Source organism: Rhizobium sp. NZLR1 (assembly GCF_017357385.1).
GTDB lineage: Bacteria > Pseudomonadota > Alphaproteobacteria > Rhizobiales > Rhizobiaceae > Rhizobium.
In genome coordinates this window covers 3,313,030-3,338,352 of the sequence record NZ_CP071632.1, presented here as the reverse complement: position 1 = coordinate 3,338,352, position 25,323 = coordinate 3,313,030, and the positions used below count along the sequence as shown (strand labels likewise).

Annotated in this window: 22 protein-coding genes; 9 read left to right on the top strand and 13 right to left on the bottom strand. The window is 60.6% G+C overall.

Annotated elements, in window-relative coordinates:
- Window positions 1-34: 34 nt before the first annotated feature.
- Window positions 35-1,219: a YbfB/YjiJ family MFS transporter gene (locus tag J3O30_RS16610; protein WP_207584350.1), complete on the top strand. Its 1,185-nt coding sequence runs from the start codon at window positions 35-37 to the stop codon at window positions 1,217-1,219.
- Window positions 1,220-1,436: 217 nt separating this feature from the next.
- Window positions 1,437-2,702 (top strand): peptide antibiotic transporter SbmA, encoded by a 1,266-nt coding sequence (gene sbmA / locus J3O30_RS16605; RefSeq protein WP_207581362.1) that lies wholly within the window; start codon window positions 1,437-1,439, stop codon window positions 2,700-2,702.
- A 213-nt stretch (window positions 2,703-2,915) separates the two neighbouring features.
- On the opposite strand, the gene J3O30_RS16600 is transcribed toward sbmA, so the two are convergent.
- A complete protein-coding gene (locus tag J3O30_RS16600; RefSeq protein ID WP_207581361.1) occupies window positions 2,916-3,905 on the bottom strand; it encodes a polysaccharide deacetylase in 990 nt (329 codons plus the stop codon).
- Between the two features lie 121 nt (window positions 3,906-4,026).
- Between J3O30_RS16600 and J3O30_RS16595 the strand changes: the two genes are divergently transcribed.
- The 3 genes from J3O30_RS16595 (at window position 4,027) to der (ending at window position 6,942) form a co-directional block, all read left to right on the top strand.
- Window positions 4,027-4,611, top strand: coding sequence for an NnrU family protein (locus J3O30_RS16595; RefSeq protein ID WP_207581360.1), 585 nt, complete (start codon window positions 4,027-4,029; stop codon window positions 4,609-4,611).
- Between the two features lie 206 nt (window positions 4,612-4,817).
- Window positions 4,818-5,501: a tetratricopeptide repeat protein gene (locus J3O30_RS16590; RefSeq protein ID WP_207581359.1), complete on the top strand. Its 684-nt coding sequence runs from the start codon at window positions 4,818-4,820 to the stop codon at window positions 5,499-5,501.
- A gap of 16 nt (window positions 5,502-5,517) precedes the next feature.
- Window positions 5,518-6,942: a ribosome biogenesis GTPase Der gene (gene der / locus J3O30_RS16585; RefSeq protein ID WP_207581358.1), complete on the top strand. Its 1,425-nt coding sequence runs from the start codon at window positions 5,518-5,520 to the stop codon at window positions 6,940-6,942.
- A 235-nt stretch (window positions 6,943-7,177) separates the two neighbouring features.
- Here the strand turns inward: der and J3O30_RS16580 are convergent, their stop codons facing one another.
- On the bottom strand, window positions 7,178-7,615 hold the full coding sequence (locus tag J3O30_RS16580) for a MarR family transcriptional regulator (RefSeq protein ID WP_207581357.1): 438 nt from the start codon (window positions 7,613-7,615) through the stop codon (window positions 7,178-7,180).
- 159 nt (window positions 7,616-7,774) lie between these two features.
- On the opposite strand from J3O30_RS16580, the gene J3O30_RS16575 reads away from it, so the two are divergent.
- Window positions 7,775-8,788 (top strand): alpha/beta hydrolase, encoded by a 1,014-nt coding sequence (locus J3O30_RS16575; protein WP_207581356.1) that lies wholly within the window; start codon window positions 7,775-7,777, stop codon window positions 8,786-8,788.
- A gap of 6 nt (window positions 8,789-8,794) precedes the next feature.
- Here J3O30_RS16575 and J3O30_RS16570 read toward each other — a convergent pair whose 3' ends face one another.
- Entirely contained in the window at window positions 8,795-9,976 is a 1,182-nt protein-coding gene (locus J3O30_RS16570; RefSeq protein WP_207581355.1) for a glycosyltransferase family 1 protein, read from the bottom strand.
- A 238-nt stretch (window positions 9,977-10,214) separates the two neighbouring features.
- Window positions 10,215-11,255, bottom strand: a complete 1,041-nt coding sequence (locus J3O30_RS16565) for a glutamine synthetase beta-grasp domain-containing protein (protein WP_207581354.1) — start codon at window positions 11,253-11,255, stop codon at window positions 10,215-10,217.
- 431 nt (window positions 11,256-11,686) lie between these two features.
- Here J3O30_RS16565 and gstI point away from each other — a divergent pair, with 431 nt between their 5' ends.
- Window positions 11,687-11,878 carry a glutamine synthetase translation inhibitor GstI gene (gstI, locus tag J3O30_RS16560; RefSeq protein WP_003581258.1) on the top strand — a complete coding sequence of 64 codons (192 nt, stop codon included), beginning with the start codon at window positions 11,687-11,689 and terminating at the stop codon, window positions 11,876-11,878.
- 61 nt (window positions 11,879-11,939) lie between these two features.
- On the opposite strand, the gene J3O30_RS16555 is transcribed toward gstI, so the two are convergent.
- The 7 genes from J3O30_RS16555 to J3O30_RS16525 all read right to left on the bottom strand — a co-directional run bounded on the left by J3O30_RS16555 (window position 11,940) and on the right by J3O30_RS16525 (window position 18,930).
- Window positions 11,940-12,860, bottom strand: a complete 921-nt coding sequence (locus J3O30_RS16555) for a sugar kinase (protein WP_207581353.1) — start codon at window positions 12,858-12,860, stop codon at window positions 11,940-11,942.
- A 140-nt stretch (window positions 12,861-13,000) separates the two neighbouring features.
- Window positions 13,001-13,342: a hypothetical protein gene (locus J3O30_RS16550; protein WP_207581352.1), complete on the bottom strand. Its 342-nt coding sequence runs from the start codon at window positions 13,340-13,342 to the stop codon at window positions 13,001-13,003.
- Window positions 13,343-13,475: 133 nt separating this feature from the next.
- Window positions 13,476-14,462 carry an oligopeptide/dipeptide ABC transporter ATP-binding protein gene (locus J3O30_RS16545; RefSeq protein ID WP_207581351.1) on the bottom strand — a complete coding sequence of 329 codons (987 nt, stop codon included), beginning with the start codon at window positions 14,460-14,462 and terminating at the stop codon, window positions 13,476-13,478.
- On the bottom strand, window positions 14,455-15,462 hold the full coding sequence (locus J3O30_RS16540; protein ID WP_207581350.1) for an ABC transporter ATP-binding protein: 1,008 nt from the start codon (window positions 15,460-15,462) through the stop codon (window positions 14,455-14,457). Before J3O30_RS16540 ends, J3O30_RS16545 begins: the two co-directional genes overlap by 8 nt.
- A gap of 1 nt (window position 15,463) precedes the next feature.
- Window positions 15,464-16,381, bottom strand: a complete 918-nt coding sequence (locus tag J3O30_RS16535; protein WP_207581349.1) for an ABC transporter permease subunit — start codon at window positions 16,379-16,381, stop codon at window positions 15,464-15,466.
- Window positions 16,378-17,301, bottom strand: a complete 924-nt coding sequence (locus tag J3O30_RS16530) for an ABC transporter permease subunit (RefSeq protein WP_207581348.1) — start codon at window positions 17,299-17,301, stop codon at window positions 16,378-16,380. The genes J3O30_RS16535 and J3O30_RS16530 overlap by 4 nt, the downstream gene beginning before the upstream one ends.
- Before the next feature lie 48 nt (window positions 17,302-17,349).
- Entirely contained in the window at window positions 17,350-18,930 is a 1,581-nt protein-coding gene (locus tag J3O30_RS16525; RefSeq protein ID WP_207581347.1) for a peptide ABC transporter substrate-binding protein, read from the bottom strand.
- A 286-nt stretch (window positions 18,931-19,216) separates the two neighbouring features.
- On the opposite strand from J3O30_RS16525, the gene J3O30_RS16520 reads away from it, so the two are divergent.
- Window positions 19,217-20,863: an alpha-glucosidase family protein gene (locus J3O30_RS16520; RefSeq protein WP_207581346.1), complete on the top strand. Its 1,647-nt coding sequence runs from the start codon at window positions 19,217-19,219 to the stop codon at window positions 20,861-20,863.
- Window positions 20,864-20,975: 112 nt separating this feature from the next.
- Here J3O30_RS16520 and ade read toward each other — a convergent pair whose 3' ends face one another.
- Window positions 20,976-22,673 (bottom strand): adenine deaminase, encoded by a 1,698-nt coding sequence (gene ade / locus J3O30_RS16515; RefSeq protein WP_207581345.1) that lies wholly within the window; start codon window positions 22,671-22,673, stop codon window positions 20,976-20,978.
- 117 nt (window positions 22,674-22,790) lie between these two features.
- Entirely contained in the window at window positions 22,791-23,894 is a 1,104-nt protein-coding gene (locus tag J3O30_RS16510) for a branched-chain amino acid ABC transporter substrate-binding protein (RefSeq protein ID WP_207581344.1), read from the bottom strand.
- Window positions 23,895-24,351: 457 nt separating this feature from the next.
- On the opposite strand from J3O30_RS16510, the gene J3O30_RS16505 reads away from it, so the two are divergent.
- Window positions 24,352-25,266 (top strand): HD-GYP domain-containing protein, encoded by a 915-nt coding sequence (locus J3O30_RS16505; RefSeq protein ID WP_207581343.1) that lies wholly within the window; start codon window positions 24,352-24,354, stop codon window positions 25,264-25,266.
- The last annotated feature ends 57 nt before the right edge of the window (window positions 25,267-25,323 follow it).

Here is a 25,323-nt window from a genome sequence, read left to right as displayed (position 1 = left end):
TGTGATGCAGATGCTGCGGCGCGATAAGCGCTGCATGCTCGAGCGCATCCGTCACTCCCCGCCGAACCTCGTTTCCACCGCCGCTGCCGGCGCCGTCGCTATGGCCGCCGCCATGGGCTTCGGGCGCTTCTCCTACACGCCGATCCTGCCCGGCATGATCAGCGGCGTGCCGCTTTCGGCTGCGGATGCAGGCTTCATCGCGTCGGCGAATTTCCTCGGTTATCTCGTCGGCGCTGTGTTTGCCGCCTATGGCTGGGCTGCGGGGCGCGAACGACTGGTGGCGCTTTTGTCGCTGCTGGCGACCGCGATCCTGCTTGCGGCCATGGCCGCCACCCAATCCGTCGCGGTCTTTGCTGTCATCCGGTTCCTCGCCGGCCTTGCCAGCGCCTTTGCGATGGTCTTCACCTCGTCGATCGTGCTCAGCCACGGGGCTGCTGCCGGTAATGACCATGTGCAGGCGGCGCATTTCGGCGGGCCGGGGGCGGGTATCGCACTATCCTCGGTCATGGTGTTTCTCATCGGCCTTGGTTATCACGACGGGCCGGGCGGCTGGCGGGCCGACTGGATCGGCGGAGCGCTCTATTGCGCGGCAAGCCTCGTCGTCGTCTTCCTGTTGCTGCCGTCAGCCCCGGCGCAATCGGCGCAATCGGGCAAGGAGCCGGCGCTTGTCTGGAGCCGACCGATGGTGCTGCTAACGTTGTCATACGGCCTGTTCGGCTTCGGCTACGTCATCACCGCGACCTTCCTCGTCACCATCGCGCGCCTTTCGGCGACAGGACCCTTGGTCGAATTCCTTTGCTGGTTCATCGCCGGGCTGACGTCGGCGGTGGCGCTGTTTGCCTGGAAGCCGCTTGTCAGGCGGCTCGGGCTTGGCGGCGTTTATGTCGCAGCCCTTCTGATCGAGGCGGCCGGCGTGCTTGCGACTGTGGCATTGCCGCATTCCGCCGCGCCGCTGGTCGGCGGTGCGCTGTTCGGGGCGACCTTCCTGGCGATCACGGCTTACGGGCTGCAGATCGGCCGCAAGCTTTCGCCGGAAAGCCCGCGGCGGATACTGGCGATGATGACGGCTGCCTTCGGTGTCGGCCAGATCGTCGGGCCTGTTGTTGCCGGCTGGATCGCCGAGCGCAGTGGCAATTTCACCGCCCCAACAGTGATCGCCGCCATCGCCCTTGTTGCCTGCGCAGCGTTGGTGATGCCGGTGATCAAGAAAATCGCATAGAGCGATTCAGCTTCGCAGAACTGCTCCATAATTTTGTCTCTACGCAATTCCGGACGGAAAACCGCTTCCCACTTTTCCTGGAATTGCTCTAACCCGTTACATCTCCGTAACAATGGGCCGAACCCATTGCTGCTTCCTTCGAACTGCCTTAGTTTCCGGCAAAATCAGTGTTCCGTGACACTCCCGACACTCACAGTTCAGGAAAGCAAAGCTCCCCGTGTTTCATTCCTTTTTTCCGCAGCCGAAGGCGTTCTTTACCTCGCTTGTTGTTTGGACGCTGATTTCCATCGCCGGCTGGTATCTCTTTGCCGCTAATCTCGGTGCATCGCTCGGCTATGCGCCGGTCGCCGAGGAACAGCAGCCGATCGACCTGTCGTTCTTCCTGCTGCCCGAAAATGTCTGGTTCTACAGCTATTTCTTCCTTACGGCGGTGATCTTCTGCGGCGCATGGCATCTGAAGGCGCTGCACCACCCTTGGAAGCTGTGGTCGATCTGGGGTTCGGCGCTGATTATTTTCGTCACCTATTTCGGCGTCCAGATCAGCGTCGTGATCAACAACTGGCGCCGGCCATTCGGCGACCTGCTGCAGAACGCATTGTCGAAGCAGCCAGGCATTTCCGTCGACAATTTTTATAGCTTAATGTGGGTCTTCTGTCAGATCGCGTTCCTCAGCATGTTCGTGTCGATCATGACCGACTTTTTCACCAGCCACTATATCTTCCGCTGGCGCACGGCGATGAACAATTTCTACATGTCGAAGTGGGAAAAGCTGCGGCACATCGAAGGCGCCTCGCAGCGCGTTCAGGAAGACACGATGCGCTTTTCGAGCACGCTCGAAGGTCTCGGCATCAGCCTCATCAACTCGGTGATGACGCTCGTGGTATTCCTTCCGATCCTTCTGGCGCTGTCGCATTATGTGACGGAACTACCGTTCATTGGGCCGGTGGCGAATTCGCTCTTCTGGCTGGCGCTCTTCTGGTCGGCGTTCGGAACGGTTTTGCTGGCGGTCGCGGGTGTCAAGCTGCCGGGCCTGAACTTCCGCAACCAGCGCGTCGAAGCGGCCTATCGTAAAGAACTGGTCTATGGCGAGGACCATGCGGAACGGGCTCAGCCGCTGACCGTCACCGAACTCTTCGGCAACGTTCGCCGCAACTACTACCGCATGTATTTCCACTACATGTATTTCAATGTCGCCCGCTATTTCTATATCCAGGCCGACGCACTCTTCGTGGTCTTCATGCTGGTGCCGACGATCGTGGCGGGCACTATCACCTACGGTATCTTCCAGCAGATCTCGACCGCCTTCGGGCAGGTCAGCAACTCGTTCCAGTATCTCGTCAACTCCTGGACAACGATCATCGAACTGCTCTCCATCCACAAACGCCTCAAGGCCTTCGAGGCAGCAATCGACGATGAGCCGCTGCCGGATATCGACCAGCGTTATCTGGAGCGTGATGCTGGTGTCGTGCACGCCGACGGTTGATGAGTGGGGTTGCCTGGATGGGGAAGGGCACGTGGGCATTCGATGACGGCATGCCGTGCGGCCCCTCATCCGACCCTGCGGGCCCTCTTCTCCCCGCCGGGGAGAAGAGGGAGTCGAGGCGCCGCTGCTTGTCTCTTCTCCCCTCGGGGAGAAGGTGGCGGCAGCCGGATGAGGGCCCCACACGGCACCACACCTCATTCCAAAAATAACTTATTACAGCCCTGACGACTGCTGCAATTTCCCGCGGGCCTCGATCAGCGAGATCGCTTCGGAATAGCTGACGCAGGCGACGTCGGCGCGATGGCAGACGTCGCCGACCAACCGGTCGAGGGCGCGCCAGTAGGCGCCGCCGTTCATTTCGACGAAGTGGAAGCCGAGCTGGAGGGGGGTGCGGCCGCCGGCATATTGTTTGTCGAAAGCCTCTTTGAAGGCCGAATAGGCGCGCTCCTCGAAGGCAGCGCTGTCCACTCTGTCTTCTTCACCCTTGGAATGGCGGACGAAGAGATTGTAGTCCATGCCGATGATCGGCTTTTCGCTCGGGCCCTCGGGGATCAGCGGCAGGCCGAAGCGGATGATGCCGTCTTCCTCGACCGGCATGGCCGGACCTTTGGTGACGAGGCTTGCGTCATAGCTGAAACCCGCCTTCTTTTCGGCGGCGATCATATCGGCGCCCGCCGTTGCGGAAAGATAGGGTGCGCGAAAACCCTTGATGCCATGGTCGACCAGATCCCGCCAGCCGGCCGGCTCCTGGAGGCCGACGCTTGTCCAGGCATTTTTCAACGTCGCGTGGAAGGTGGCGTATTCGGCCGACCAGTCGGCCTCGCTCCAGAGACGGCCATCGAAATGGCCGCAGGCATGGCTCGATATGTCGTGGCCTTCGAGATGGGCGTGCCAGATATTGCCGAGCCTTTCGCGGATCTCGTCGTCGCTCTGGGCGAAGCCGACATTGGATTTGCCGCGCTTCTGATGCGGCGCCTGGTAGGCCTTCTTCGCCGCCTCGTTCATCAGGAAAGTGCAGGAGAGGAAATAGGTAAAGTGGGCGCCGTTCTTCGCGGCCATCTCGCGGCTCTTCAGCCAGAGCGCATTGTCGTGGGCGCCGTCGAACGAAATGATGACCAGCTGTTTCGGCCGGTCGGCCGCCTCTGCCATCGTCGGCAGGAGGAACGACACAGCCAGACAGGTGGAGAGGAGATGACGAGACATGGACACCGCGACAATTTGTTCGCGATTTCCCTCCGATAGAATTGCGGCGAAGCTGCGGTCTTACTGGCATTTTTTCACGCCAGCCGGTAAGCCATGACAAACGGCACGGAAGGGACCCGCAATGACTTTGCTTATCGTCGGCATTATACTTTTCCTCGGGGTGCATTTGGTGCGGGTGGTATCGCCCGGCTTCCGCCGTTCGATGATCGCAAGCCTCGGCGAAAAGGGGTGGCGGGCGGCCTATTCCATCGCGAGTCTGGCGACGCTGATCCTATTGATCTACGGCTTCGGGCGGGCGCGTGAAGTAACCGGAATGCTTTACAATCCGCCGGTCTGGATGGCGCATATCACGATCACGCTGATGCTGATCGCAATGATCTGTCTCGTCGCCTCGCTATTGCCGGCGGGGCATATCGCCACCAAGACCAAACATCCGATGGTGCTGTCGGTGAAAATCTGGGCGCTTGCCCATCTGCTCGCCAATGGTGAAACGTCGTCGGTGCTGTTGTTTGCGGCCTTCCTCGCCTGGGGCGTCATCCTGCGCATCTCGCTGAAAAGACGGCAGCGGGCGGGCGAGATCGTGCTTCGGCCCTTCGTCTCGGCCAAATACGACCTCTATGCCGTTATCATCGGCATCGTCGTCTGGGCGCTGATCATCTGGAAGCTGCACGAATGGCTGATCGGCGTTTCGCCGCTCGCCATGTGACCTGCGCATACCCCCGAAAATCGATTCCGATTTTTGGAAAGGATTATACGCGGATTCAAAGTGTTAGAGCGTCCTTGGCGCGTCTGAAAAGACGCGCGGCGCTCTAATCTTTCATATCCCCCTTACAACGGCGGCAAAATGGAGTAGAAGGCCCGACAATGTGCGTTTTGCACAACGTATAGGTATTTCCGCGGCCGGAGACGAGAATGGCATTCAACGACGACAGCTTCATCCGTGAAGTCAATGAGGAATTGCGCTCCGACCAGATGAAGGGCGTCTGGCGCCGGTTCGGCCGCTATATCATCGTCGTCGCCATCCTGATCGTCGCCGGCACCGCCGGCAAGGTTCTCTTCGAATATTGGGACGATACCCGCTCCTCGGGCGCCGGTGACCAGTTCCTGGCGGCGATGAAGCTTGCCGACGAGAACAAGAATGACGAGGCGCTGGCCGCGCTCGACAAGCTCGAAAAGGAAGGCCACGGCGCTTATCCGGTGCTGGCGCGCATGCGGGCCGCGACTGTCGAAGTCCAGAAGGGCGATACCGCTGCGGCGATCGCTTCCTTCAACGAGATCGGCAGGGACAATGGTGTTCCGGCCGCCGTGCGCGATGCCGCCAAAATGCGGGCCGGCTGGCTGCTCATCGAAAACGGCTCTTACGAACAGGTTTCGGCCGCGATCGAGGAAATGGCCGTCCCAGGCAACGCTTTCCGCCATTCGGCACGCGAAGCGCTCGGCCTTGCTTCCTTTAAGGGCGGCAACATGGCGCAGGCTCGGCAGTGGTTCCAGTCGATCGTCGATGATACCGACAGCCCGCGCAATGTTGCCAATCGCGCCCACATGATGCTTGATCTCATCACCGCATCCGGCAAGGCGCCCGCCGCGCAGGGCTGAGTTTTAAGGAAAAAGAATGAGTTTCACGGTCGCGATCGTCGGTCGTCCGAATGTCGGCAAGTCGACCCTTTTTAACCGCCTGGTGGGTAAGAAGCTGGCGCTCGTCGATGACACGCCGGGTGTGACCCGCGACCGCCGTCCGGGTGATGCGCGGCTGATGGGCCTGACCTTCACCATTATCGACACGGCCGGTCTGGAAGAGGCCGACGCGGAAAGCCTGCAGGGTCGGATGCGCGCCCAGACGGAAGCGGCGATCGACGAGGCGGATCTTTCGCTTTTCATCGTCGACGCTAAGAGCGGATTGACGCCCGTCGATACCGATCTTGCCGAAATGCTGCGCCGGCGCGGCAAGCCGGTGGTTCTCGTCGCCAACAAATCCGAGGCGCGCGGCTCCGACAGCGGCTTCTACGACGCCTACACGCTCGGGCTTGGCGAGCCGACGCCGATTTCGGCCGAACACGGCGAGGGCATGCTCGATCTGCGTGATGCGATCGTCGAGGCTATCGGCAAGGACCGGGCTTATCCGGCGAAGGAGGAGGTCGCCGTCACCAACGTCGACATTCCTCAGTCTGAAGGCGAGGGCAGCGATGAGGACGAAGAGCCTGCCTATGACGACACCAAGCCTTTGCGCGTGGCGATCGTCGGGCGGCCGAATGCCGGCAAGTCGACGCTGATCAACCGTTTCCTCGGTGAGGACCGGCTTTTGACCGGGCCGGAGGCGGGCATCACTCGCGATTCCATCTCGGTCGAATGGGATTGGCGCGGCCGCACCATCAAGATGTTCGATACGGCAGGCATGCGACGCAAGGCCAGGGTGATCGAGAAGCTGGAAAAGCTCTCTGTCGCCGACGCGTTGCGCGCCATCCGTTTCGCTGAGACAGTGGTGATCGTCTTCGATGCGACGATCCCCTTCGAGAAGCAGGACCTGCAGATCGTCGACCTGGTGCTGCGCGAGGGCCGCGCGGCCGTTCTCGCTTTCAACAAGTGGGATATGATCGAGGACCGGCAGGCGGTGCTTGCGGACCTTCGCGAAAAGACCGATCGGCTGCTGCCGCAGGCACGGGGCATCCGCGCGGTGCCGATCTCCGGCCAGACCGGCTGGGGCCTCGACAAGCTGATGCAGTCGATCATCGACACCGACATGATCTGGAACAAGCGCATTTCGACGGCGAAGCTCAATCGCTGGCTAGAAACGCAACAGATCCAGCATCCGCCACCGGCCGTTTCCGGCCGCCGCATCAAGCTGAAGTACATGACGCAGGTCAAGGCTCGCCCGCCGGCCTTCATGATTTCCTGCACGCGCTCCGACGCGCTGCCGGAATCCTATACGCGTTATCTGATTAACGGGCTGCGTGCCGATTTCGACATGCCGAGCGTGCCGATCCGTATTCATTTCCGTTCGGCTGAGAATCCGTTTGAAGGCAAGAAGAGGCGGACGTAGGGGTTCTTGGGGCGCCAGTTGGCGTTTGTGGAATATCCGTTCGCGTCGTGCCTGGGGTTACCCCTGCCGGGCATCTCCCCCACAGGTGGGGAGATCGGCTGGGCGGACCCGCTCGCTCCAGCATCAATTGTTTGGGGAGATGCTATCCGCGAGTCGATCTCCCCCCTTGTGGGGGAGATGCCCGGCAGGGCAGAGGGGGTAACCCCAGGTACGACCTATCTCGATCGTCTTGAACCTAAGCCACGCTCTTATTCAGCGCCTCGCGTAGCGCCACGATCTCAGCCTGTAGCCGAGTAAGATCCGCTGCATCGCGACCGCTGGCCTCGGCGATGCAGCCCGGTATGCCAGTCGCTTTTTCCTTCAGCCGCTTGCCTTCTTCGCTGAGGCGGATGACGACGACGCGCTCGTCCTCGCGGCTGCGTTCGCGCCTGATATAGCCGGCGCTTTCCAGGCGTTTGAGCAGAGGGGTCAGCGTGCTCGATTCCAGGAAGAGCTTTTCGCCGAGGCCGCCGACGGTCTGGCCGTCCTGTCCCCACAGCGCGACCATGGCCAGATATTGCGGATAGGTGAGGCCGAGTGCGTCGAGAAGCGGCTTGTAAACGCGGTTCAGCGCATGGCTTGCCGTATAGACGGCGAAGCAGATGAAATCGTCGAGCTTCAGCTGATCCTGCATGGTCATCTCCAGAACTGAGCGAGTTTATATCGTACGATAAATAATCGCAAGCGTCTTTTTGGCATGGCAGATATGCGGATATGTAAATTGTGCAATAAATAGTCGTGCGCGATACAAAAGCCGTGTTTACGCCGAACACGGAACCGAGAGGACAAGACAATGTCGACCATCAAGACCGCAGTTTCCGCAGCAGCACTCCTGGCAGCCTCCGCCGCCGGCGCGCTTGCTGATCCGGTACTCGAGCCGACAACGCAGAAGTTCATCGATGGCCTTGCCGGCGGCAAGCCGATCTATACGCTATCGCCGACCGATGCCCGCAATGTTCTGGCCGGCGCGCAGAAGGGCGATGTGAAGAAGCCTGCGGCGCAGGAAGAGGATAAGGTCATCAAAACAGGCCCGACCGGCAGCATCAAGCTGCGTATCGTCCGCCCGGAACAGGCCAATGGCACGCTGCCGGTCATCCTCTATTTCCATGGCGGCGGCTGGGTGCTCGGCGATGCGGATACGCATGACCGGCTGGTGCGCGAGATCGCCAACGGCGCCAATGCCGCCGTCGTCTTCGTCGATTACGAACGCTCGCCGGAGGCCCGTTATCCCGTTGCCATCGAGCAGGCCTATGCCGCAACCAAATATGTCGCCGAGCATTCCAAGGAGCTCAACGTCGATGCCGGCAGGCTCGCGGTCGCAGGCGACAGCGTCGGTGGCAACATGGCGGCGGTGGTGACGCTGCTTGCCAAGGAGCGCGGCGGTCCCGCCATCGACCAGCAAGTGCTGTTCTACCCGGTCACGGACGCCAATTTCGACAACGGTTCCTATAACCAGTTCGCCAATGGCCCGTGGCTGACCAAGGAAGCGATGAAGTGGTTCTGGAACGCCTACCTGCCCGACGAAGCCAAGCGCAAGGAGCCGACGGCTTCGCCGCTGCAAGCCTCGTTGGAGCAGTTGAACGGCCTGCCGCCGGCGCTGGTCATCGTCGACGAGAACGACGTGCTGCGCGACGAGGGCGAGGCCTATGCCCGCAAACTCAGCCAGGCTGGCGTCCGAGTCACGTCAATGCGTTACAACGGCACGATCCACGATTTCGTGCTCTTGAACGCCATTGCCGAAACGCCTGCTGCACGCAGCGCGATTGCGGTTGCGAACGACACGCTTCGCAACGCTTTGCACAAGTAGGACGGATTAGTCCGCGGAGGGGAGAGGCCCGGCGGTTTCGCCGGGCTTTCTGCTTCTTGGAAGTGACTTGGCAAATTGCCAAGCCTTCTTCCATTTCGGCGTGATGACGCCGTTGGCAGCGCGGATGTTGTTGATGAACTGCAGCGTCGCCGCTTCCCAGGAATATTGCATGGCAAGCTCGCGCGCCTTGCCGCGCGAGGCGGAAAGCGCGGCAAGGCAAGCGGCCTGAAGGTCCTGGTCCAGCGCGCCGACGTCGCTGTCTTCGCCGATGATATCGAGCGGGCCGGTGACCGGATAGGCTGCGACCGGCACGCCCGATGCCAGCGCTTCGAGGATGGTGTTGCCGAAAGTGTCGGTGAGCGAGGGAAAGACAAAGACATCGGCCTGGGCATAGGCGTTCGCCAGATTCTCGCCGAATTTCACGCCGGTAAAGTGCACCTCGGGATACCGCTGCTCCAGCTCGGCGCGTGCCGGGCCTTCGCCCACCACAACCTTCGAACCCGGCAGGTCGAGATCAAGAAAGGCCGGCAGGTTCTTTTCCAGGGCCACGCGGCCGACCGTCATGAAGATCGGGCGAGGAAGGCCGAATGGCTTCTCTTCAAGAGGCATCGGATGGAATTGCGTGGCGTCAATGCCCCGGGTCCAGGGCATGAGGTTCTTGATGCCGCGTGCAGCAAGCTCGCGAGCAAGGCTCGGCGTCGCGACCATGCACCCAGCGCCGCCATTATGGAACCAGCGTACGAAGGCATAAAGCCAGCTCTGCGGTATCGGCAAGCGGGCGGAAACATATTCGGGAAAGCGCGTGTGATAGCTGGTGGAGAAGGGCATGCCCTTACGCAGGCACCAGCGGCGAGCGGTCAGCCCCAGCGGGCCTTCGGTGGCGATATGCACATAGGAAGGATTGTGTTTTTCGATCTCGCGGGCGATGCGGCGGTAATTGGCGATCGACAGGCGGATTTCGGGATAGGTCGGGCAGGGGATGCTGTTGAAGCGCTCCGGCGTGACCATCGAAACCGCAACGCCCATCGTCGCCAATTCGCGGTTGGTGTTCTCGATCGAGCGCACGACGCCGTTGACCTGCGGATGCCAGGCATCGGTGACGATCACCAGACGTTCAGGCAGGTTGCCGGCGGCTGTAGCATTGGCCCAGCTCTCGCCATGATGAGTGTTTGCTGGACGTTGCAGCATGTCACAATTTCCATCCGCGTTGCCTCGATATGCAACGCTTAGCCCCAAAGCGGGGTTCCGGAACGGCGATTCCCGCCTGCCTATTTTGAGGCATGATCATGATGGAAATATTACAGCCGCATGCCAGCGGTTGCAGGGCTTTCAGCCGCCGGATTCCCGCGATTATGTCAGCGGTCGATCGCGGCTTTCGTGCGGAACGAACGACGGCGCCGGTCGTGGACCGGCGCCGTTTGGAAGGTTAAGCGGCGGCGGAAGCCGAGCTTGCAGTCGGAACTTCCGAAATCGTCTTCAGAACCTGCGAAGCGATCTGGTAGGGGCAGCCCTGAGAGTTCGGACGGCGGTCTTCCAGATAGCCCTTGTAATCGTTCTTGACGAAGGAGTGCGGGACGCGGATCGAAGCGCCACGGTCGGCAACGCCGTAGGAGAACTTGTTCCACGGTGCCGTTTCGTGCTTGCCGGTCAGGCGCTTGTCGTTGTCGGGACCGTAGACTTCGATGTGGTCCATCAGGTTCGTTTCGAACTGCGCCATCAGCGCTTCGAAATAGGCCTTGCCGCCGACTTCGCGCATGAACTTGGTCGAGAAGTTGCAATGCATGCCCGAACCGTTCCAGTCGGTGTCGCCGAGCGGCTTGCAGTGATACTCGATGTCGATGCCGTACTTTTCGGTCAGGCGCTGCAGCAGGTAGCGAGCCATCCAGATCTGGTCGGCGGCTTTCTTGGAGCCCTTGCCGAAAATCTGGAATTCCCACTGGCCCTTGGCCACTTCGGCATTGATGCCTTCGTGGTTGATGCCGGCAGCGAGGCAGAGGTCGAGATGTTCTTCGACGATTTCACGGGCGACGTCGCCGACGTTCGAATAGCCGACGCCGGTGTAATATGGACCCTGCGGAGCCGGGTAGCCCTGCTCGGGGAAGCCAAGCGGACGGCCGTTCTGGTAGAAGAAGTATTCCTGCTCGAAACCGAACCAGGCATCTTCATCGTCGAGAATGGTTGCGCGAGCGTTGCTCGAGTGCGGCGTGACGCCATCGGGCATCATGACTTCGCACATGACGAGCGCGCCGTTGGTGCGGGCCGGGTCGGGATAGATGGCGACGGGCTTCAGCACGCAATCGGAACTGCGGCCTTCGGCCTGCATGGTCGACGAACCGTCGAAGCCCCAGAGCGGAAGCTGTTCCAGCGTCGGGAATACGTCGAATTCCTTGATCTGCGTCTTGCCACGCAGGTTCGGTACCGGAGTGTACCCATCGAGCCAAATATACTCGAGCTTATATTTTGTCATCGTGACTCTCTCAATGCGACAAAGGTGAGCAAATCCGGAAGCGATTTCGGCGCGTAAAGCGCATCCGACCGCCAGGGGATGACACTTTAAAAGCACGTAGCGTGCCAGTTTGGCTGAGGGAGAAGAAAAAATCGCAAATCGGCAGGCCAACATGCGTTTTCTTTTGCCGAAACCACCCCGTTTTGACGGGGGAAGGCCGTATCATCAGCAGGAAACCGAGTTTTTCGCTGCGGAACCGGATGAAAATTTCGGCGTTAACTTGGGAGTGATGAAGTGTTGAACAAATAGGCGGACGCTCTCGGCGCAGACAGCATATCGATCCATCATAATATATTGATGCATATAATTTGTGCAATTTGCATAAACTATGGGCACCGTGTTATGGTCGTAGCCTTGAATGTTGATGCGCCGAACTGAATGGAGGCGATCTCATGCCCACCGGTTTCCACCGTGAATCTGCAACGATCTACCAGTTTCCCGTTAAGCCGACGCGGACCGCCAATCGGTTCGAACGCGCCCGGCTGATGGAACGCGAGGCAGCCGACGTCTGCGACGCAGCGCTTGACAGCTGCTGGTATCATGACGAGGCGGTTCGCGAGTCCGATCGGCCGACGAAGTCCTGATTTTTTATCCCCGCAACCCGGGGCAAAAACTTCAACAGGCGAGCGCGCTTGCGCGTGCGGGTCAGCCGCCCTTCAATCCAAGCTTGTCCTTTGCCACCAGCGCGCCGTGTTCACTGACGACGTGGGCTGCAACGCTTGCGGCGAAGCCGGCTGCTGCGGTTGCGTCCTCTGTTTCAAGATAGTGTGCGAGGAAGGCGCCGTTAAAACTGTCGCCCGCGCTGGTGGTATCGACCACCTTCTCCACCTTTTCGGCCGGAACGAAGCTCTCTTCGCCGGCAAAGTTCAATCTCACCCCATCCGCGCCGTTCTTGACGACGACGTCGGCGGCGCCGAGTCCGTGATAGCGGTGGATCGTCGCCTCGATGGAATCATCACCGAAATGGGCGGCCTCGTCGTCGAAGCTCGGCATCACGAGCACGGACGAGCGAGCGCCCTCGCTGATCGTCGTGTGCATGATGTCATAGCTCGACCACAGGCGGGGGCGGATGTTCGGGTCGAACACCACCAGCTTGCCGGCGGCCTTGGCGCGGCGGATTTCGGCGAGCAGCGTCGTGGCATCCTCCGGCGGCAGGATGGCAAGGGTGATGCCGGAGAAATAGACGACATCAGCGCTTTCCACCGCCTCACGCAGGCGATCCGGGTCGGCCGCGAGGCTGCGGGCAGCCGAATTATCGCGCCAGTAGCTGAAGGAGCGCTCGCCGTTTTTCAGGTTGATCATGTAAAGGCCGGGCGTCTTGCCCTTGATGCGGTGAATAAGGCTGGTGCCGATGCCTGCCTTGTCGATGAAGGCCACCATCTCATCCGACATGGCGTCCTCGCCGAGGGCGGTGAAATAATCGACCGACCAGTCGGCGGCAAGGCAGGCGCGGGCATACCAAGCGGTGTTGAACGTATCGCCGGCGAAACCTTTGCGCAGCAGGCCGTCACCTGCCTGCGAGAGTTCCACCATGCATTCACCGATCGATAGAAACCGTCTGCTCACCTTGCCCTCCCGGCATTGCTCTTCATCGCTGATACGCGGAGCCAGCCAGAGTGACAAGCGCTGATATCATTGGCGCCGATATCGCGGGAGGTAAAAGCCCGCCCTCGAGACGCGGCGAAGGCGGGCGCTGCGAGGGCTGCCTATTCGTGGATGGTGTAGCTGCCCATCTGGCAAAGATCCTGCGTATCTTCGGTGGTTTCGAGGTTTGATCCTTCCTCGAACTCGAAGCGCATATCGTATTTGCAGACGGTGCGGCCATCGGCGATGGTGATGTCCATGCTTTCGCCCGGATTGAGAACTTCATCGCCGAAGACGTCCTCTTCCCAGTTGTCGACGCCGGTTGGAGCGCTGTAGAAGCGCGCCAGGACGGAGTTCGTGCCGTTGGTCAGCTTGAACTTCAGATCTTCGGCATGCGACGAAGCGGCGGAGGCAGCGATAATCGCGGCCGCAACCGCGATCAATCCTGATAGTTTCGATCTCATATATGCGTTCCCCAGCCCTTGATTGGGCGGGAAAGAAATAGCACGTGCGCGGATAAATCTTTCTTATCGGGGATTTTAGAACCCAAAATAAGTCCGCTTTTCCAAGCGCTTCATCCTGAAGTTGCGTGGCCGCTCATGGCCTGTCCATATGATAACAGGCGGCCTTCTGACCGGGGCGGACTTCCTCGGTCGGCGGCATTTCGGTGCGACAGATATCGGTCGCCTTCCAGCAGCGCGGCGAGAAGACGCAGCCTTTCGGCGGGTTGAGCGGCGAGGGCGGATCGCCCTGCAGGCGGATGCGGGTGCGCAGCCGCGCGAGCTTCGGATCCGGGATCGGTGCTGCGGAAAACAGCGCCTGCGTATAGGGGTGAGCCGGATGATCGAAGACGGTGGCGCAGTCGCCGGCTTCCACCACCCTGCCGAGATAGAGCACCAGAACATCGTCGGAGATCAGCCGCACGACGGAAAGATCGTGGCTGATGAAGATCAGCGTCAGGCCGAATTCCTTGCGCAGCTTGCGCAGAAGCGTGATGACCTGGCCCTGGATCGAAACGTCGAGAGCCGAAACCGGCTCATCGCAGATGATGAGCTTCGGTTTGGTGATGACGGCGCGGGCAATGCCGATGCGTTGCGCCTGGCCGCCGGAAAATTCGTGCGGATAACGGTTGATCATCTCCGGCACCAGGCCGACGGCGGTCATGATCTCGCGGACGCGTTCGGTGCGCCCGGCCTTCGAAAGTTTCGGCTCGAAGACGGTGAGCGGCTCGGCGATGATGTCGCCGACCGTCATGCGCGGGTCGAGCGAGGCGATCGGATCCTGGAAGATGATCTGCATGTCGCGGCGGGCGGCGCGCATTTCCTCTTCAGACAGGTCGAGAAGGTTGCGGCCCTGCCAGAGGATGCGGCCCTTCTGCGATTTCAGCAGCCGCAGGATGGAGCGGCCGAGCGTGGACTTGCCGCAGCCGGATTCGCCGACAATGCCGAGTGTGCGGCCTTCTGCGAGGTCGAAGCTGACATTGTTGACGGCGGTGAGGAAAATCGGCGGTTTGAACAGGCCCTTCGCCGGCAGTTCGAACTGGGTCGTCAGGTTCTCGACCCGCAGAAGCGATCGTTCAGCCATGGCTCAGCAACTCCTCACGACGCGGGAAGGGATGGTAGCAGGCGGCGCAGTGGCGCGGCGCCAGTGTTTCGAGTGACGGCGGACGGTCGATGCAATCGTCCTGGACCTGGGAACAGCGCGGCGAGAAATTGCAGCCCTTCGGCAGGTGCTGCAGGTTCGGCGGGCGCCCGGGGATGACGACGAGATCGTCGACATCCTGGTCCGGCCGCGGGATCGAGGCATGAAGCGCCGCCGTATAGGGATGGGCCGGGTTGTCGAAGAGTTCGTCGACGGGCGCTTCCTCGACGATGCGGCCGGCATACATAACGGCGACGCGGTCGGCGAGGCCGGCGACGACGCCGAGATCGTGGGTGATCATGATGAGTGCCGTGTTCATCTCCGCCGTCAGATCGTTGAACAGATCGAGGATCTGTGCCTGGATGGTGACGTCGAGCGCCGTCGTCGGTTCGTCGGCGATCAGCAGCTTCGGTTTGGTAAGCAGCGCCATGGCAATGACGATACGCTGGCGCATGCCGCCGGAAAGCTCATGGGGATAGAGATGGAAGCGCCGCGTCGGGTCGGGGATGCCGACGCGTTTCAGCATGTCGAGGGCCGCCTCGGATGCAGCTCGCGCCGTCAGGCCGCGGTGGACCTCGAGCTGTTCCGTCAGCTGCCGGGAGATCTTCAGCGACGGGTTCAAGGCGGTCATAGGGTCCTGGAAAACCATCGCCATGTCCTTGCCGCGGATCTGGTCGAGCGCGCGCGGCTTCAGCGACAGTACGTCCTTGCCTTCGAGCAAGGCCTGGCCCGTCGTCCTGCCGTTCTTGGCGAGCAGGCCCATGATGCCGAGGAAGGTCTGGCTCTTGCCGGAGCCGGATTCGCCGACGATGGCGATGCGTTCGCCGCGCCGGACGGTGAGATTGATGTTCGAGACCGCCTTTACCTCGCCGTCAGGTGTTTTGAAGGTGATCGAATAGTCCTTGAGTTCAAGGAGTATTTCTTTCTGCGTTTCATGGGGCATTCTAGCGATCCTTCGGGTCGAACGCATCGCGCAGGCCGTCGCCGATGAAGAGCAGACTGAGCAGTAGCGCCACGAGGAAGCTTGCCGGGAAGATCAGCAGCCACGGCATGCTTTCCATGGCATCGCTCCCCTCGGCGATCAGCGTGCCGAGCGAGGTCAGCGGTTCCTGGACGCCGAAGCCGAGATAGGAAAGAAAGCTTTCGGTGGCGATGATCTCGGGCACGGTCAGTGCTGCGAAGATCACTACGGGTCCGACGAGGTTCGGAATGATGTGCTTGAGGATGATCTTGAGCGGTCTCTGCCCGGAGGCACGGGCCGCCTCGATGAATTCCCGGTGCTTGATCGACAGCGTCTGGCCACGCACGATGCGGGCCATGGTCAGCCATTCCAGCGCGCCGATCGCGGCGAAAAGCAGATAGACGTTGCGGCCGAAAATTACCATCAGCAGGATGACGAAGAGGATGTAGGGGAACGCGTACATGATGTCGACGAAGCGCATCATGATCGCGTCCAGCCTGCCGCCAATATAGCCCGAAATCGCACCGTAAAGTACGCCGATGACGACCGAGACGACGGTCGCCGTCAGCGCCACAGCAAGGGAGATGCGGGTGCCGTAAAGCACGCGAGCGAGAAGGTCGCGGCCGTTCGGGTCGGTGCCGAAATAATGGCCGGTCTCAATCGAGGGCGGGATGCGGAAGGCGGCCCAATCAGGATCCTCGTAGTTGAAAGGAATGAACCAGGGGCCGAGGAAGGCGGCGAGGATCAACAGCGCCAGGACCACGATCGATAGGACGGCCGCCTTGTTGCGCCCGAGACGGCGCAGTGCATCCTTAGTGAGCGAACGGCCTTCGGGTGCCAGGCCCTCCGCTTCCAGAAGCTCCTGGGCGAGCAGCTCGCGTTTTGCGGGGTTGAGGATCATCGGTTTCTCACTTTCGGGTCGAGCCAGGCATAGGCGATATCGACCAGAAGGTTCAGGAATACGATCAGCACCATGTAGAAAATGACCGTGCCGAGAACCATGCCGTAATCGCGGTTCAGCGCTGCGTTGACGAAGTAGCGGCCGATGCCGGGCAATCCGAAGATGCTTTCGACAACGAGCGAACCAGTGAGAAGATAGCTTGCCGCCGGCCCGAGATAGGAGACGACAGGCATCAACGCCGGTTTCAGCGCATGACGCATTACCGTCAGCCGCGGGCCGATGCCCTTGGCCTTGGCTGTTCGGATGAAGTTCTGGTTCATCACCTCGATCATCGAGCCACGGGTGATGCGCGAGATGCGGCCTGCATGCGGCAGAGCCAGAACGACGATCGGCAGGACCAGGTATTTGATCGAGCCGTCACCCCAGCCGCCGACCGGAAACCAGGCGAGATGGATGCCGAAGATAAGCTGCAGGATCGGCGCGATCAGGAAGTTCGGCAGCACGACGCCGACCAGGATGAGAGCACCGAGAATGTAATCCGGCGTCTTGTTCTGGTAGAGCGCCCCAAGACAGCCAACGGCGACGCCGATGATGATGGCGAGCACGAAGGCGGCCGTGCCGATGGTGAAGGTGTAGGGCAGACCGATCATGATCTGCTGTGCGACGGTAAAATCCTCGCTGGCGAAGGAGGGGCCGAGATCGCCCCGGAGCAGGTCACCGACATAGATCAGGTACTGCTGAATCAACGGCTTGTCGAGATTGTAGTGGATCGCGAGGTTCTTCAGGATCACCGGCGGCAATGGCCTTTCGCCATCGAACGGGCCGCCGGGGGCAAGGCGCAAAACGAAAAAGCAGGCTGTGACGGCGATCCACAGAACGGGGATCGTCGAAAGCAATCGACGGAGGGCGTATTTGATCATGGTCGTGGGCCGGTCCTTCCAGCAGTGCGCGAGAAGGACCGTTTTCCCTTACTCTTTCATCGACAGCCAACGGGTGCGGTGGATGTCCTGGATGTTGTCGACGAAGCCTTCGATCTTCGGAGAAACGACGTTCTTCGAAACGTAGTAGTAGATCGGCAGGGCGGCGGAATCATCCAGCGCCAGCTGCTCGGCCTTCTTGAAGATTTCGGCGCGCTTTTTCAGATCCGTCTCGGCGTTGCCGTCCTTGATCAACTTGTCGTACTCGGGATTGGACCAGCGGCCGTAGTTCATCTGGACGCCTGTGACCAGGAGATTCAGGAAATTGTCCGGATCGTTGTAATCGGCGAGCCAGCCAGCGCGGCCGATCTGCACCTCGCCGCGCTGCAACTGGTCATAGTGCACCTTGGTCTCGGCATTGACGAGTTCGACATTGACGCCGAGCGGCTTCCACATCGAGGCGATCGCAACGGCGATGCGTTTGTGGTTGTCGTTGGTGTTGTATTTGAGCTCGGCAGTCAGCGGATGATCCGGGCCGAAACCGGCTTCCTTCAGCAGCTTCTTGGCTTCTTCGACCTTGTCCTTATAAGGAAGGTCCTTCCAGGAGACGTAGGCCGGTTCGCCGTAGTTTGCGGTACCCGGCGGAACCCAGGAATAGGCCGGCAGTTCGCCGGTGCCGAGAATCTGCGGGCCGATGACTTCGCGGTTGATCGCCATGGAGAGAGCCTGGCGCACGCGCTTGTCGGCGAAGGGCGGCTTGGTCGAATTGATGACGTAGTAGTAGAGGCCGGAGAAGGGCGCCACATGCGCCTGGCCAGGCAGGTTCTTTTTCATCCACTCGTACTGGTCGGTCGGGAAGTCGGTGAGGATATCGAATTCGCCGGCGCGGTAGCGTTTCAGCGCGGCTTCCTGGTCTTCGAGCACGAAGAACTTCGCGCCGTCGATCTTCAGGTCCTTGGCGCCGTACCACTGGTCGTTCTTGACCGTGGTGACATGCGAGCCCGGAACCCATTCGACCGGCTTATACGGACCGTTAGTAACGATGTTGCCGATCTTGACCCAATCCTGCCCCTTCGCCTCGACGACGTGCTTGGGCAGCGGATAGGCGGTGTAATGCATCAGGGCATTGAGGAAATAGGGGGTCGGATTTTCAAGGGTGATTTCGAGTGTCTTGTCATCGATCGCCTTGACGCCGAGCTCGTTGAGATCGGTGATCTCACCCTTGTTGATCTTTTCGGCATTCTTGATGGTGAACTGCAGATAGGCATAATCGGCGGCGTTCTTCGGGTCGACGAGGCGCTGGAAGGCGAAGACGAAGTCTCCCGCCGTTACCGGCTGGCCATCGGACCACTTGATGCCGTCGCGAAGTTTGAAGGTGTAAACCTTGCCATCAGGCGAAATCGTCCAGCTTTCTGCCTGGCCGGGGACCGGATTATCCTTGGCGTCCTCGGTGACCAGACCTTCGAAGATGTCGCCGGCGATACGATTTTCCCAGTCTCCGGAAAGCTTCTGCGGATCGAGCGACTGCGGGTCGCCACCATTGTGAATATTCAGTGTGGCGGCATGCGCCGAAAACGCCAGCAATGTGCCAAGCATTGCAGAGGCGAGAAATTTTTTCGTGAACTGGTTCATGGTGGGTCCACCTTTCTAGGCTTTGCGCCTTTATTAGACATCTGTTCCCGACGTTTGACCTCTTACGTGCAGGTCAGCGCGCACCTTATCGCAAAGGAATCGCGTTGCAACCCCAAATCCGGACGCTGGAAACGGGTTGTGGATAAGCCTATATGCGTCTCCTCCTTGTCGGATCGCGACGACGCGTCGCTGCCCTCCTAACCGCCTCCATTAAGGCCCCACCCTGGTTGTCTTTTGCCCCGTCCGCTTTAGTGTGGCGGCGCAGACGAGGCAGGAGATTTAGTCGATGGCATTGCAAGCAGGCGGGAGTGCGGACTGGTGGCGCGGCGCGGTGATCTATCAGGTATACCCGCGCTCGTTTCAGGACACCAACAGCGACGGGCTCGGCGACCTCAAGGGGATCACCCGCCGGCTGCCGCATATTGCCAGCCTCGGCGTCGACGCGATCTGGCTTTCGCCCTTCTTCAAGTCGCCGATGGCCGACATGGGTTATGACGTTTCCGATTATTGCGATGTCGACCCGATCTTTGGGACGCTCGCCGATTTCGACGAGATGATGGCCGAGGCGCACGGGCTCGGCATCAAGGTCGTCATCGATCAGGTAATCTCGCACACGTCCGACCGGCATCCGTGGTTCGTCGAGAGCCGGACAAGCCGGACCAATCCCAGGGCGGACTGGTATGTCTGGGCCGACCCGAAGCCGGATGGCACGGCGCCGAATAACTGGCTGTCGATCTTCGGCGGGCCGGGCTGGGAGTGGGACGGCGTGCGCCGGCAATATTACCAGCACAATTTTCTGACCTCGCAGCCGGACCTGAATTTCCACAGCAAGTCCGTGCAGGATGCGGTGCTGGAGACGGTGAAGTTCTGGCTCGACCGCGGCGTCGACGGCTTCCGGCTGGATACCGTCAACTATTATTTCTGCGACAAGCAGCTCAGAAGCAATCCGCCGCATGAGCCTGATGAGGATCATGCCGGCCTCGATGCGCCCGACAGCAATCCCTATGGCATGCAAAACCACCTCTACGACAAGACGCAACCGGAAAACGTCGATTTCCTCAAACGCTTCCGGTTGCTGCTTGACCAATACGAGGATCGTACGACCGTCGGTGAAGTCGGCGACGGCGGGCGTTCGCTGAAGACGGTGGCCGCCTATACCAGCGGCGGCGATAAGCTGCATATGTGCTACACATTCGACCTCTTGGGACCGGATTTCACCGCCGAGCATATTCGCGGCTGCGTCGAGGCTTTCCAGAAGTCAGTGACCGACGGCTGGGTCTGCTGGGCTTTTTCAAACCACGACGTCATGCGCCATGTCAGCCGCTTTGCGCTGACGGCCGATGAGCGGCCCGTCATCGCCAAGCTGGCGATCTCGGTGCTTGCGGCGTTGCGCGGCTCGATCTGCCTCTACCAGGGCGAGGAGCTCGGTCTGCCGGAGGCGGAGCTCGCCTTCGAGGATCTGCGTGATCCCTACGGCATCCGCTTCTGGCCGGCCTTCAAAGGCCGCGACGGATGCCGCACACCGATGCCCTGGGAGGCCGGCAAGGCGCATGCGGGCTTCACGTCTGCAGAAAAGAGCTGGTTGCCGGTGCCTTACGAGCAGGCGGCACTTTCCGTGGATACGCAGGAGGGGAACGACAGCTCGGTGCTGCATCACTACCGCAAGACGCTCGCATTCCGAAAAAAACACGCGGCGCTGATCGACGGCGAGATGACCTTCATCGGCACCAACCAGGATCTGCTCGTCTTCACCCGCGAAAAGGACGGGGAAAAACTGCTCTTCGTTTTCAACCTGACGCGCAAGCCAGCGGAATTCCGCCTGCCTGGGGGCTTGGTGCTGGGCGAACCGCTTGAGATGCCGGGCTTTGAACCGGTGTCGGCTTCGGGGCTGGTGAAGCTTGCGGCGCTGGACGGGTTCTGTGCGCGGGTCTGATGTCCACGCTATCGCCGCGCAGGAGATCGGGCTTGAACTGACGACGAGGCATCACGCGGTTTGAGATTTGGATATCCGCTCTCACGAAATCTCGTATGCCATATCAGTTGTATCACCCGATCAGTGCGAACTTGTCCACATCCACCATGCCGCGGTCAGAGATCTTCAGGTGCGGGATGACCGGCAGCGGCAGGAAGGCGAGTTGGAGGAAGGGTTCCTCCAACGTGGCGCCGAGAGCGAAGGCGGCCTTACGCAGATGGTGCAGCGTATCGCGGACCGTTTCATAGGGCTCGAGGCTCATCAGGCCGGCGATGGGCAGGGCGATTTCGCCGGTAACCTTGCCATCTTCGACAACGACGAAGCCGCCCTTGATCTCGCCGAGGCGGTTTGCGGCATGCGCCATGTCTTCCTCGCTGACGCCGACGACGCAGATATTGTGGCTGTCATGGCCGACGGTGGAGGCGATCGCGCCTTTCTTCAGGCCAAAGCCCTGGACGAAGCCGTTGGCGTGGTTGCCGTTCTTGCCATGGCGCTCGATGACGGCGACCTTGATGATGTCGTTGGCAAGGTCGACCGCCGTCTCGTTGCCCCTGACGGGCAGGCGGTAGCGGCGATGCTCGGTGATGATCTTGCCCGGCATGACGCCGATAACTGGCGTTTCGCCCTCGGCGACCGGCACGCCGAAATGGGCGGCGTTGACGGGCCGGGCCTTGACGCTGTCGAGGCCGATCGGTGCAACCGGTCTGCGTGAGGAAAAGAGCGCATCGGTGACGCGGCGACCGGCGGAAAAGACCATGTCGGCACGGCAATCTTCCAGGCTCTCGAGTACCACCAGGTCGGCGCGCCAGCCCGGCGCGACCAGGCCCCGGTCCCTGAGGCCGAAGGCGCGGGCGGCCGAGATCGAGGCGGCGCGGTAGATCGCCAAGGGCTCGACGCCGCTTGCGATCGCCGTGCGGATCATGTGATCGAGATGGCCCTGTTCGGCGATATCGAGCGGATTGCGATCGTCGGTGCAGAGCGCCAGGAAGGGTGAAAGCCGCTCGGTGATAATGGGCATCAGCGCGGCAAGATCCTTGGATACCGAGCCCTCGCGCACGAGGATATGCATGCCTTTGCGGATCTTTTCCAGCGCCTCGGTGGCGGTCGTGCATTCATGCTCGGTGCGGATGCCAGCCGAGAGGTAACCGTTGAGGTCGTTGCCGGTCAGCAGCGGCGCGTGACCGTCGATGTGGCCGCCCTGGAAGGCGTCGAGCTTGGCCATGCAGACGGGATCCTTGTGGATCACGCCGGGGAAATTCATGAATTCGGCAAGGCCGATGACCTTCGGATGGTGGCGGAAGGGCAGGAGGCGCTCGATCGGCAGATCGGCGCCGGAGGTTTCGAGATGGGTTGCCGGAACGCAGGAGGAGAGCTGGACGCGGATGTCCATGATCGTCTCGAGCGCGGATTGGAGAAAGAACTCGATGCCGGCTGCGCCGAGCACATTGGCGATTTCGTGCGGATCGCAGATCGCGGTGGTGACGCCGTAGGGCAGAACGCAGCGGTCGAATTCATGCGGTGTGACGAGCGAAGATTCGATGTGCAGATGCGTGTCGATGAAGCCGGGAACGACTGTTTTTCCCGATATGTCGATCTCGGTTTCACCCTGATAATTGCCCGAAGTGCCGACGATGCGATCGCCGCCGATGGCGATGTCCGACTGGACGAGTTCGCCGGTGACGAGATCGAAGAAGTGCCCACCCTTCAGCACGATATCGGCCGGCATGCGGCCGACGCCCTGGTCGATGAAACGCTCAAGTCTGCTGGTCATGGCATTGCTCACATTGCAACCGATTCCGAAGTTATAGCCGATCTGCGGCGACATGCGATGCCTGCAAACAAAACCGGGCGCCGTGGTGGCGCCCGGTCGCTGTCTCGATGTCGTGGCTTACTCGGCGGAAACGATCTTGCCGCCTTCCCACTTGTAGAGCGAGAAGCTTTGCGAGGTCAGGTCGCCGGTTTCGCCATAGGTGACCTTTCCGATAGCGGTCGGGATCTCCTTGCCGTCCTTCAGAGCGGCCGCGACGGCTGCACCATCCTCGGCGCTGCCGGCCTTCTCGATGCCGGCCTTCAGCACTTCGACAGCGGCATAGGCGTTGAGCGTGAAGGCTTCGGCCGGGATGTTCTTGGCAGCGAGCGCCTCGGCTGCGGCCTTGGAATCCGGGCTCTTCGTTGCGTCCGAGGCGTTGGTGAAGACGGTGCCGGCGGCGGCATCCGTGCCGATTGCCCAGAATTCGGTGTTGGAGAGGCCGTCGCCACCGATGATCGTGGCGTTGGCGGCGAGGTCATGCAGCTGGCGGGCGAGCAGGCCGCCTTCGGGGTGGTAACCGCCGAAATAGACGACGTCGGCTTTCTCCGACTTGATGCGGGTGGTGAGCGCGCTGAAGTCCTTGTCACCAGGGGTGATCGCGTCGTTGACGACTTCGGTGATGCCGCCGGCGTTCAGCGTCGCCTTGAAGGCGTCGGCGAGGCCTTTGCCGTAGGCGCCCTTGTCGTTGACGATGGCGACGCGCTTGTCCTTGAAATTCTTCAGCACGTATTTGGCGGCAACTTCGGCCTGCTGGTCGTCGCGCCCGCAGGTGCGCAGCACGTTGGTAAGACCGCGCTTGGTCAGGTCGGGGGCCGTCGCAGTCGGAGTGACCATCAGCACGCCGTTTTCAGCCAGCACGTCCGACACCGGAATGGCGACACCCGAGGTGACCGGGCCGACGACGAAGCGAATGCCGTCGGCGACGACCTTGTTGGCGGCGGAAACACCCTGCTTGGGTTCGCCGGCATCGTCGGCCAATTCGAGGATAACCTTCTGGCCGAGAATGCCGCCCTTCTTGTTGATCTCGTCGACGGCGGTCTGAGCGCCGTTCTTTACCTGGTCGCCATAGGCGGCGACGGGACCGGTCAGCGGCGCAATCAGGCCGATGGTGATATCGGCGTGAGCAAGCGGTGCAAAGGCGAGCGACGCAACGAGGGTCGCCGTCAATGTCTTGAGGGTCATAGTCTGTCTCCTTGGATGGGGTCATTGACCCGCGATGAGGTGCTACGCCGGCTTTCCGGATCGTTCAACAGCGCTAGGCTGTGCCAAGGACGATCGATTTCGGCGCGATCAATACGTCCTCCGGCCATATTTGGCTCGGATGGATGCAACGGCAAGATTTCTAAGAATTTTGGTGAGATTCCGCAAGATGATAACAAAATGAAACGAAAATCGAGGCAGGGCGGCACGGTTTCGTCGAAAATCGTTCGATCCGGCCCTGTCTTCCGCTTTTCGGAGGAGGCTCGGGGAGCCCATATAAGGGATGAGCGGATGTTCTCTCGTATCTGGAACTTCAATTTTGTTTGAGATTAACATTTGATTCTACCAATCAGAGTAGAATCATTGTTCGTGCATATATTGCTGCGATGCAAAAACGGTCGACGATAAACAGAGAGATATTTCAGGAACAGAGATCTGCATGCTCAAGCGTATCGAAGCCAGACAGGTGCGCACCGGAATGTTTGTCGAGGCGATCGAGGGTGTGTGGCAAGATCCTCTTCTGTCCAAGAGAAGATTTCTCCTGCGCCGTGAAATGGATGCCCTGACTCTTCGCAAGAGTGGCATTCCAGGCGTAGTCATCAATACCAGCAGGGGCGTCGATATTGATGGCCTGCCAACTGGCAATATCGAGATCGACACCAAGGCCGCACACGAGACGATTCAGAAATCCGTGCAGGTGCTGGAGAACGTTTTCGGTCGGTTGCAGCATGGCGATGGGATCAGCGTCGATCAGGTGGCGCCGGTGATTTCCTCGGTCTCCAAGTCGATCGATCAGAACCCGACCGTCTTCCTAAGCGTTACGCGCCTGAAATCCAGGGACGAGGTGACGTTCCTGCATTCCATTTCTGTGAGTGCGCTGATGATCCTTTTCAGCCGCCATCTCGGACTTGACGAGACAACCGTGCAGATGCTCGGCACAGCAGGATTGCTGCACGACGTCGGCAAGCTCGAAATTCCGCTCGAGGTGCTCAACAAGGAAGGACGCCTGGACGAAGACGAGATCAAGATGATCCGCGACCATCCGGAAAAGGGACACGCAATCCTGTCGCGTCAGGAAGGCATGCCGGAGATCGTTCTCGACGTTTGTCTCAACCATCATGAGCGGATCGACGGCAAGGGTTATCCCCGCAAACTTTCCGAGACGCAGGTCAGCTTCCATGCGCGCCTTGCGGCGATTTGCGACGTCTATGACGCCGTCACCTCGGTGCGACCCTACAGGGCGCCATGGAGCGCCAGCCAGGCACTGAAATGGATGCTTGGTAACGAAGGGCATTTCGATCGCCGGCTTCTGAAGAAATTCGCCCTCTGCCTGTCGGTCGCCGCCGTGACCTGAGGTGGATCCATCAAAAAAGGCCTGCGTGGACTTGCGCCCGCCGCAGGCGATGATGCC

Excerpts from the sequence above, each read along its gene's own strand:
- J3O30_RS16610 (WP_207584350.1), top strand. The coding sequence starts at position 35 with ATGCTCGAGCGCATCCGTCACTCCCCGCCGAACCTCGTTTCCACCGCC.
- J3O30_RS16600 (WP_207581361.1), bottom strand. The coding sequence starts at position 3,905 with ATGTCTCGTCATCTCCTCTCCACCTGTCTGGCTGTGTCGTTCCTCCTG.
- J3O30_RS16595 (WP_207581360.1), top strand. The coding sequence starts at position 4,027 with ATGACTTTGCTTATCGTCGGCATTATACTTTTCCTCGGGGTGCATTTG.
- J3O30_RS16590 (WP_207581359.1), top strand. The coding sequence starts at position 4,818 with ATGGCATTCAACGACGACAGCTTCATCCGTGAAGTCAATGAGGAATTG.
- der (WP_207581358.1), top strand. The coding sequence starts at position 5,518 with ATGAGTTTCACGGTCGCGATCGTCGGTCGTCCGAATGTCGGCAAGTCG.
- J3O30_RS16580 (WP_207581357.1), bottom strand. The coding sequence starts at position 7,615 with ATGCAGGATCAGCTGAAGCTCGACGATTTCATCTGCTTCGCCGTCTAT.
- J3O30_RS16575 (WP_207581356.1), top strand. The coding sequence starts at position 7,775 with ATGTCGACCATCAAGACCGCAGTTTCCGCAGCAGCACTCCTGGCAGCC.
- J3O30_RS16570 (WP_207581355.1), bottom strand. The coding sequence starts at position 9,976 with ATGCTGCAACGTCCAGCAAACACTCATCATGGCGAGAGCTGGGCCAAT.
- J3O30_RS16565 (WP_207581354.1), bottom strand. The coding sequence starts at position 11,255 with ATGACAAAATATAAGCTCGAGTATATTTGGCTCGATGGGTACACTCCG.
- gstI (WP_003581258.1), top strand. The coding sequence starts at position 11,687 with ATGCCCACCGGTTTCCACCGTGAATCTGCAACGATCTACCAGTTTCCC.
- J3O30_RS16550 (WP_207581352.1), bottom strand. The coding sequence starts at position 13,342 with ATGAGATCGAAACTATCAGGATTGATCGCGGTTGCGGCCGCGATTATC.
- J3O30_RS16545 (WP_207581351.1), bottom strand. The coding sequence starts at position 14,462 with ATGGCTGAACGATCGCTTCTGCGGGTCGAGAACCTGACGACCCAGTTC.
- J3O30_RS16540 (WP_207581350.1), bottom strand. The coding sequence starts at position 15,462 with ATGCCCCATGAAACGCAGAAAGAAATACTCCTTGAACTCAAGGACTAT.
- J3O30_RS16535 (WP_207581349.1), bottom strand. The coding sequence starts at position 16,381 with ATGATCCTCAACCCCGCAAAACGCGAGCTGCTCGCCCAGGAGCTTCTG.
- J3O30_RS16530 (WP_207581348.1), bottom strand. The coding sequence starts at position 17,301 with ATGATCAAATACGCCCTCCGTCGATTGCTTTCGACGATCCCCGTTCTG.
- J3O30_RS16525 (WP_207581347.1), bottom strand. The coding sequence starts at position 18,930 with ATGAACCAGTTCACGAAAAAATTTCTCGCCTCTGCAATGCTTGGCACA.
- J3O30_RS16520 (WP_207581346.1), top strand. The coding sequence starts at position 19,217 with ATGGCATTGCAAGCAGGCGGGAGTGCGGACTGGTGGCGCGGCGCGGTG.
- ade (WP_207581345.1), bottom strand. The coding sequence starts at position 22,673 with ATGACCAGCAGACTTGAGCGTTTCATCGACCAGGGCGTCGGCCGCATG.
- J3O30_RS16510 (WP_207581344.1), bottom strand. The coding sequence starts at position 23,894 with ATGACCCTCAAGACATTGACGGCGACCCTCGTTGCGTCGCTCGCCTTT.
- J3O30_RS16505 (WP_207581343.1), top strand. The coding sequence starts at position 24,352 with ATGCTCAAGCGTATCGAAGCCAGACAGGTGCGCACCGGAATGTTTGTC.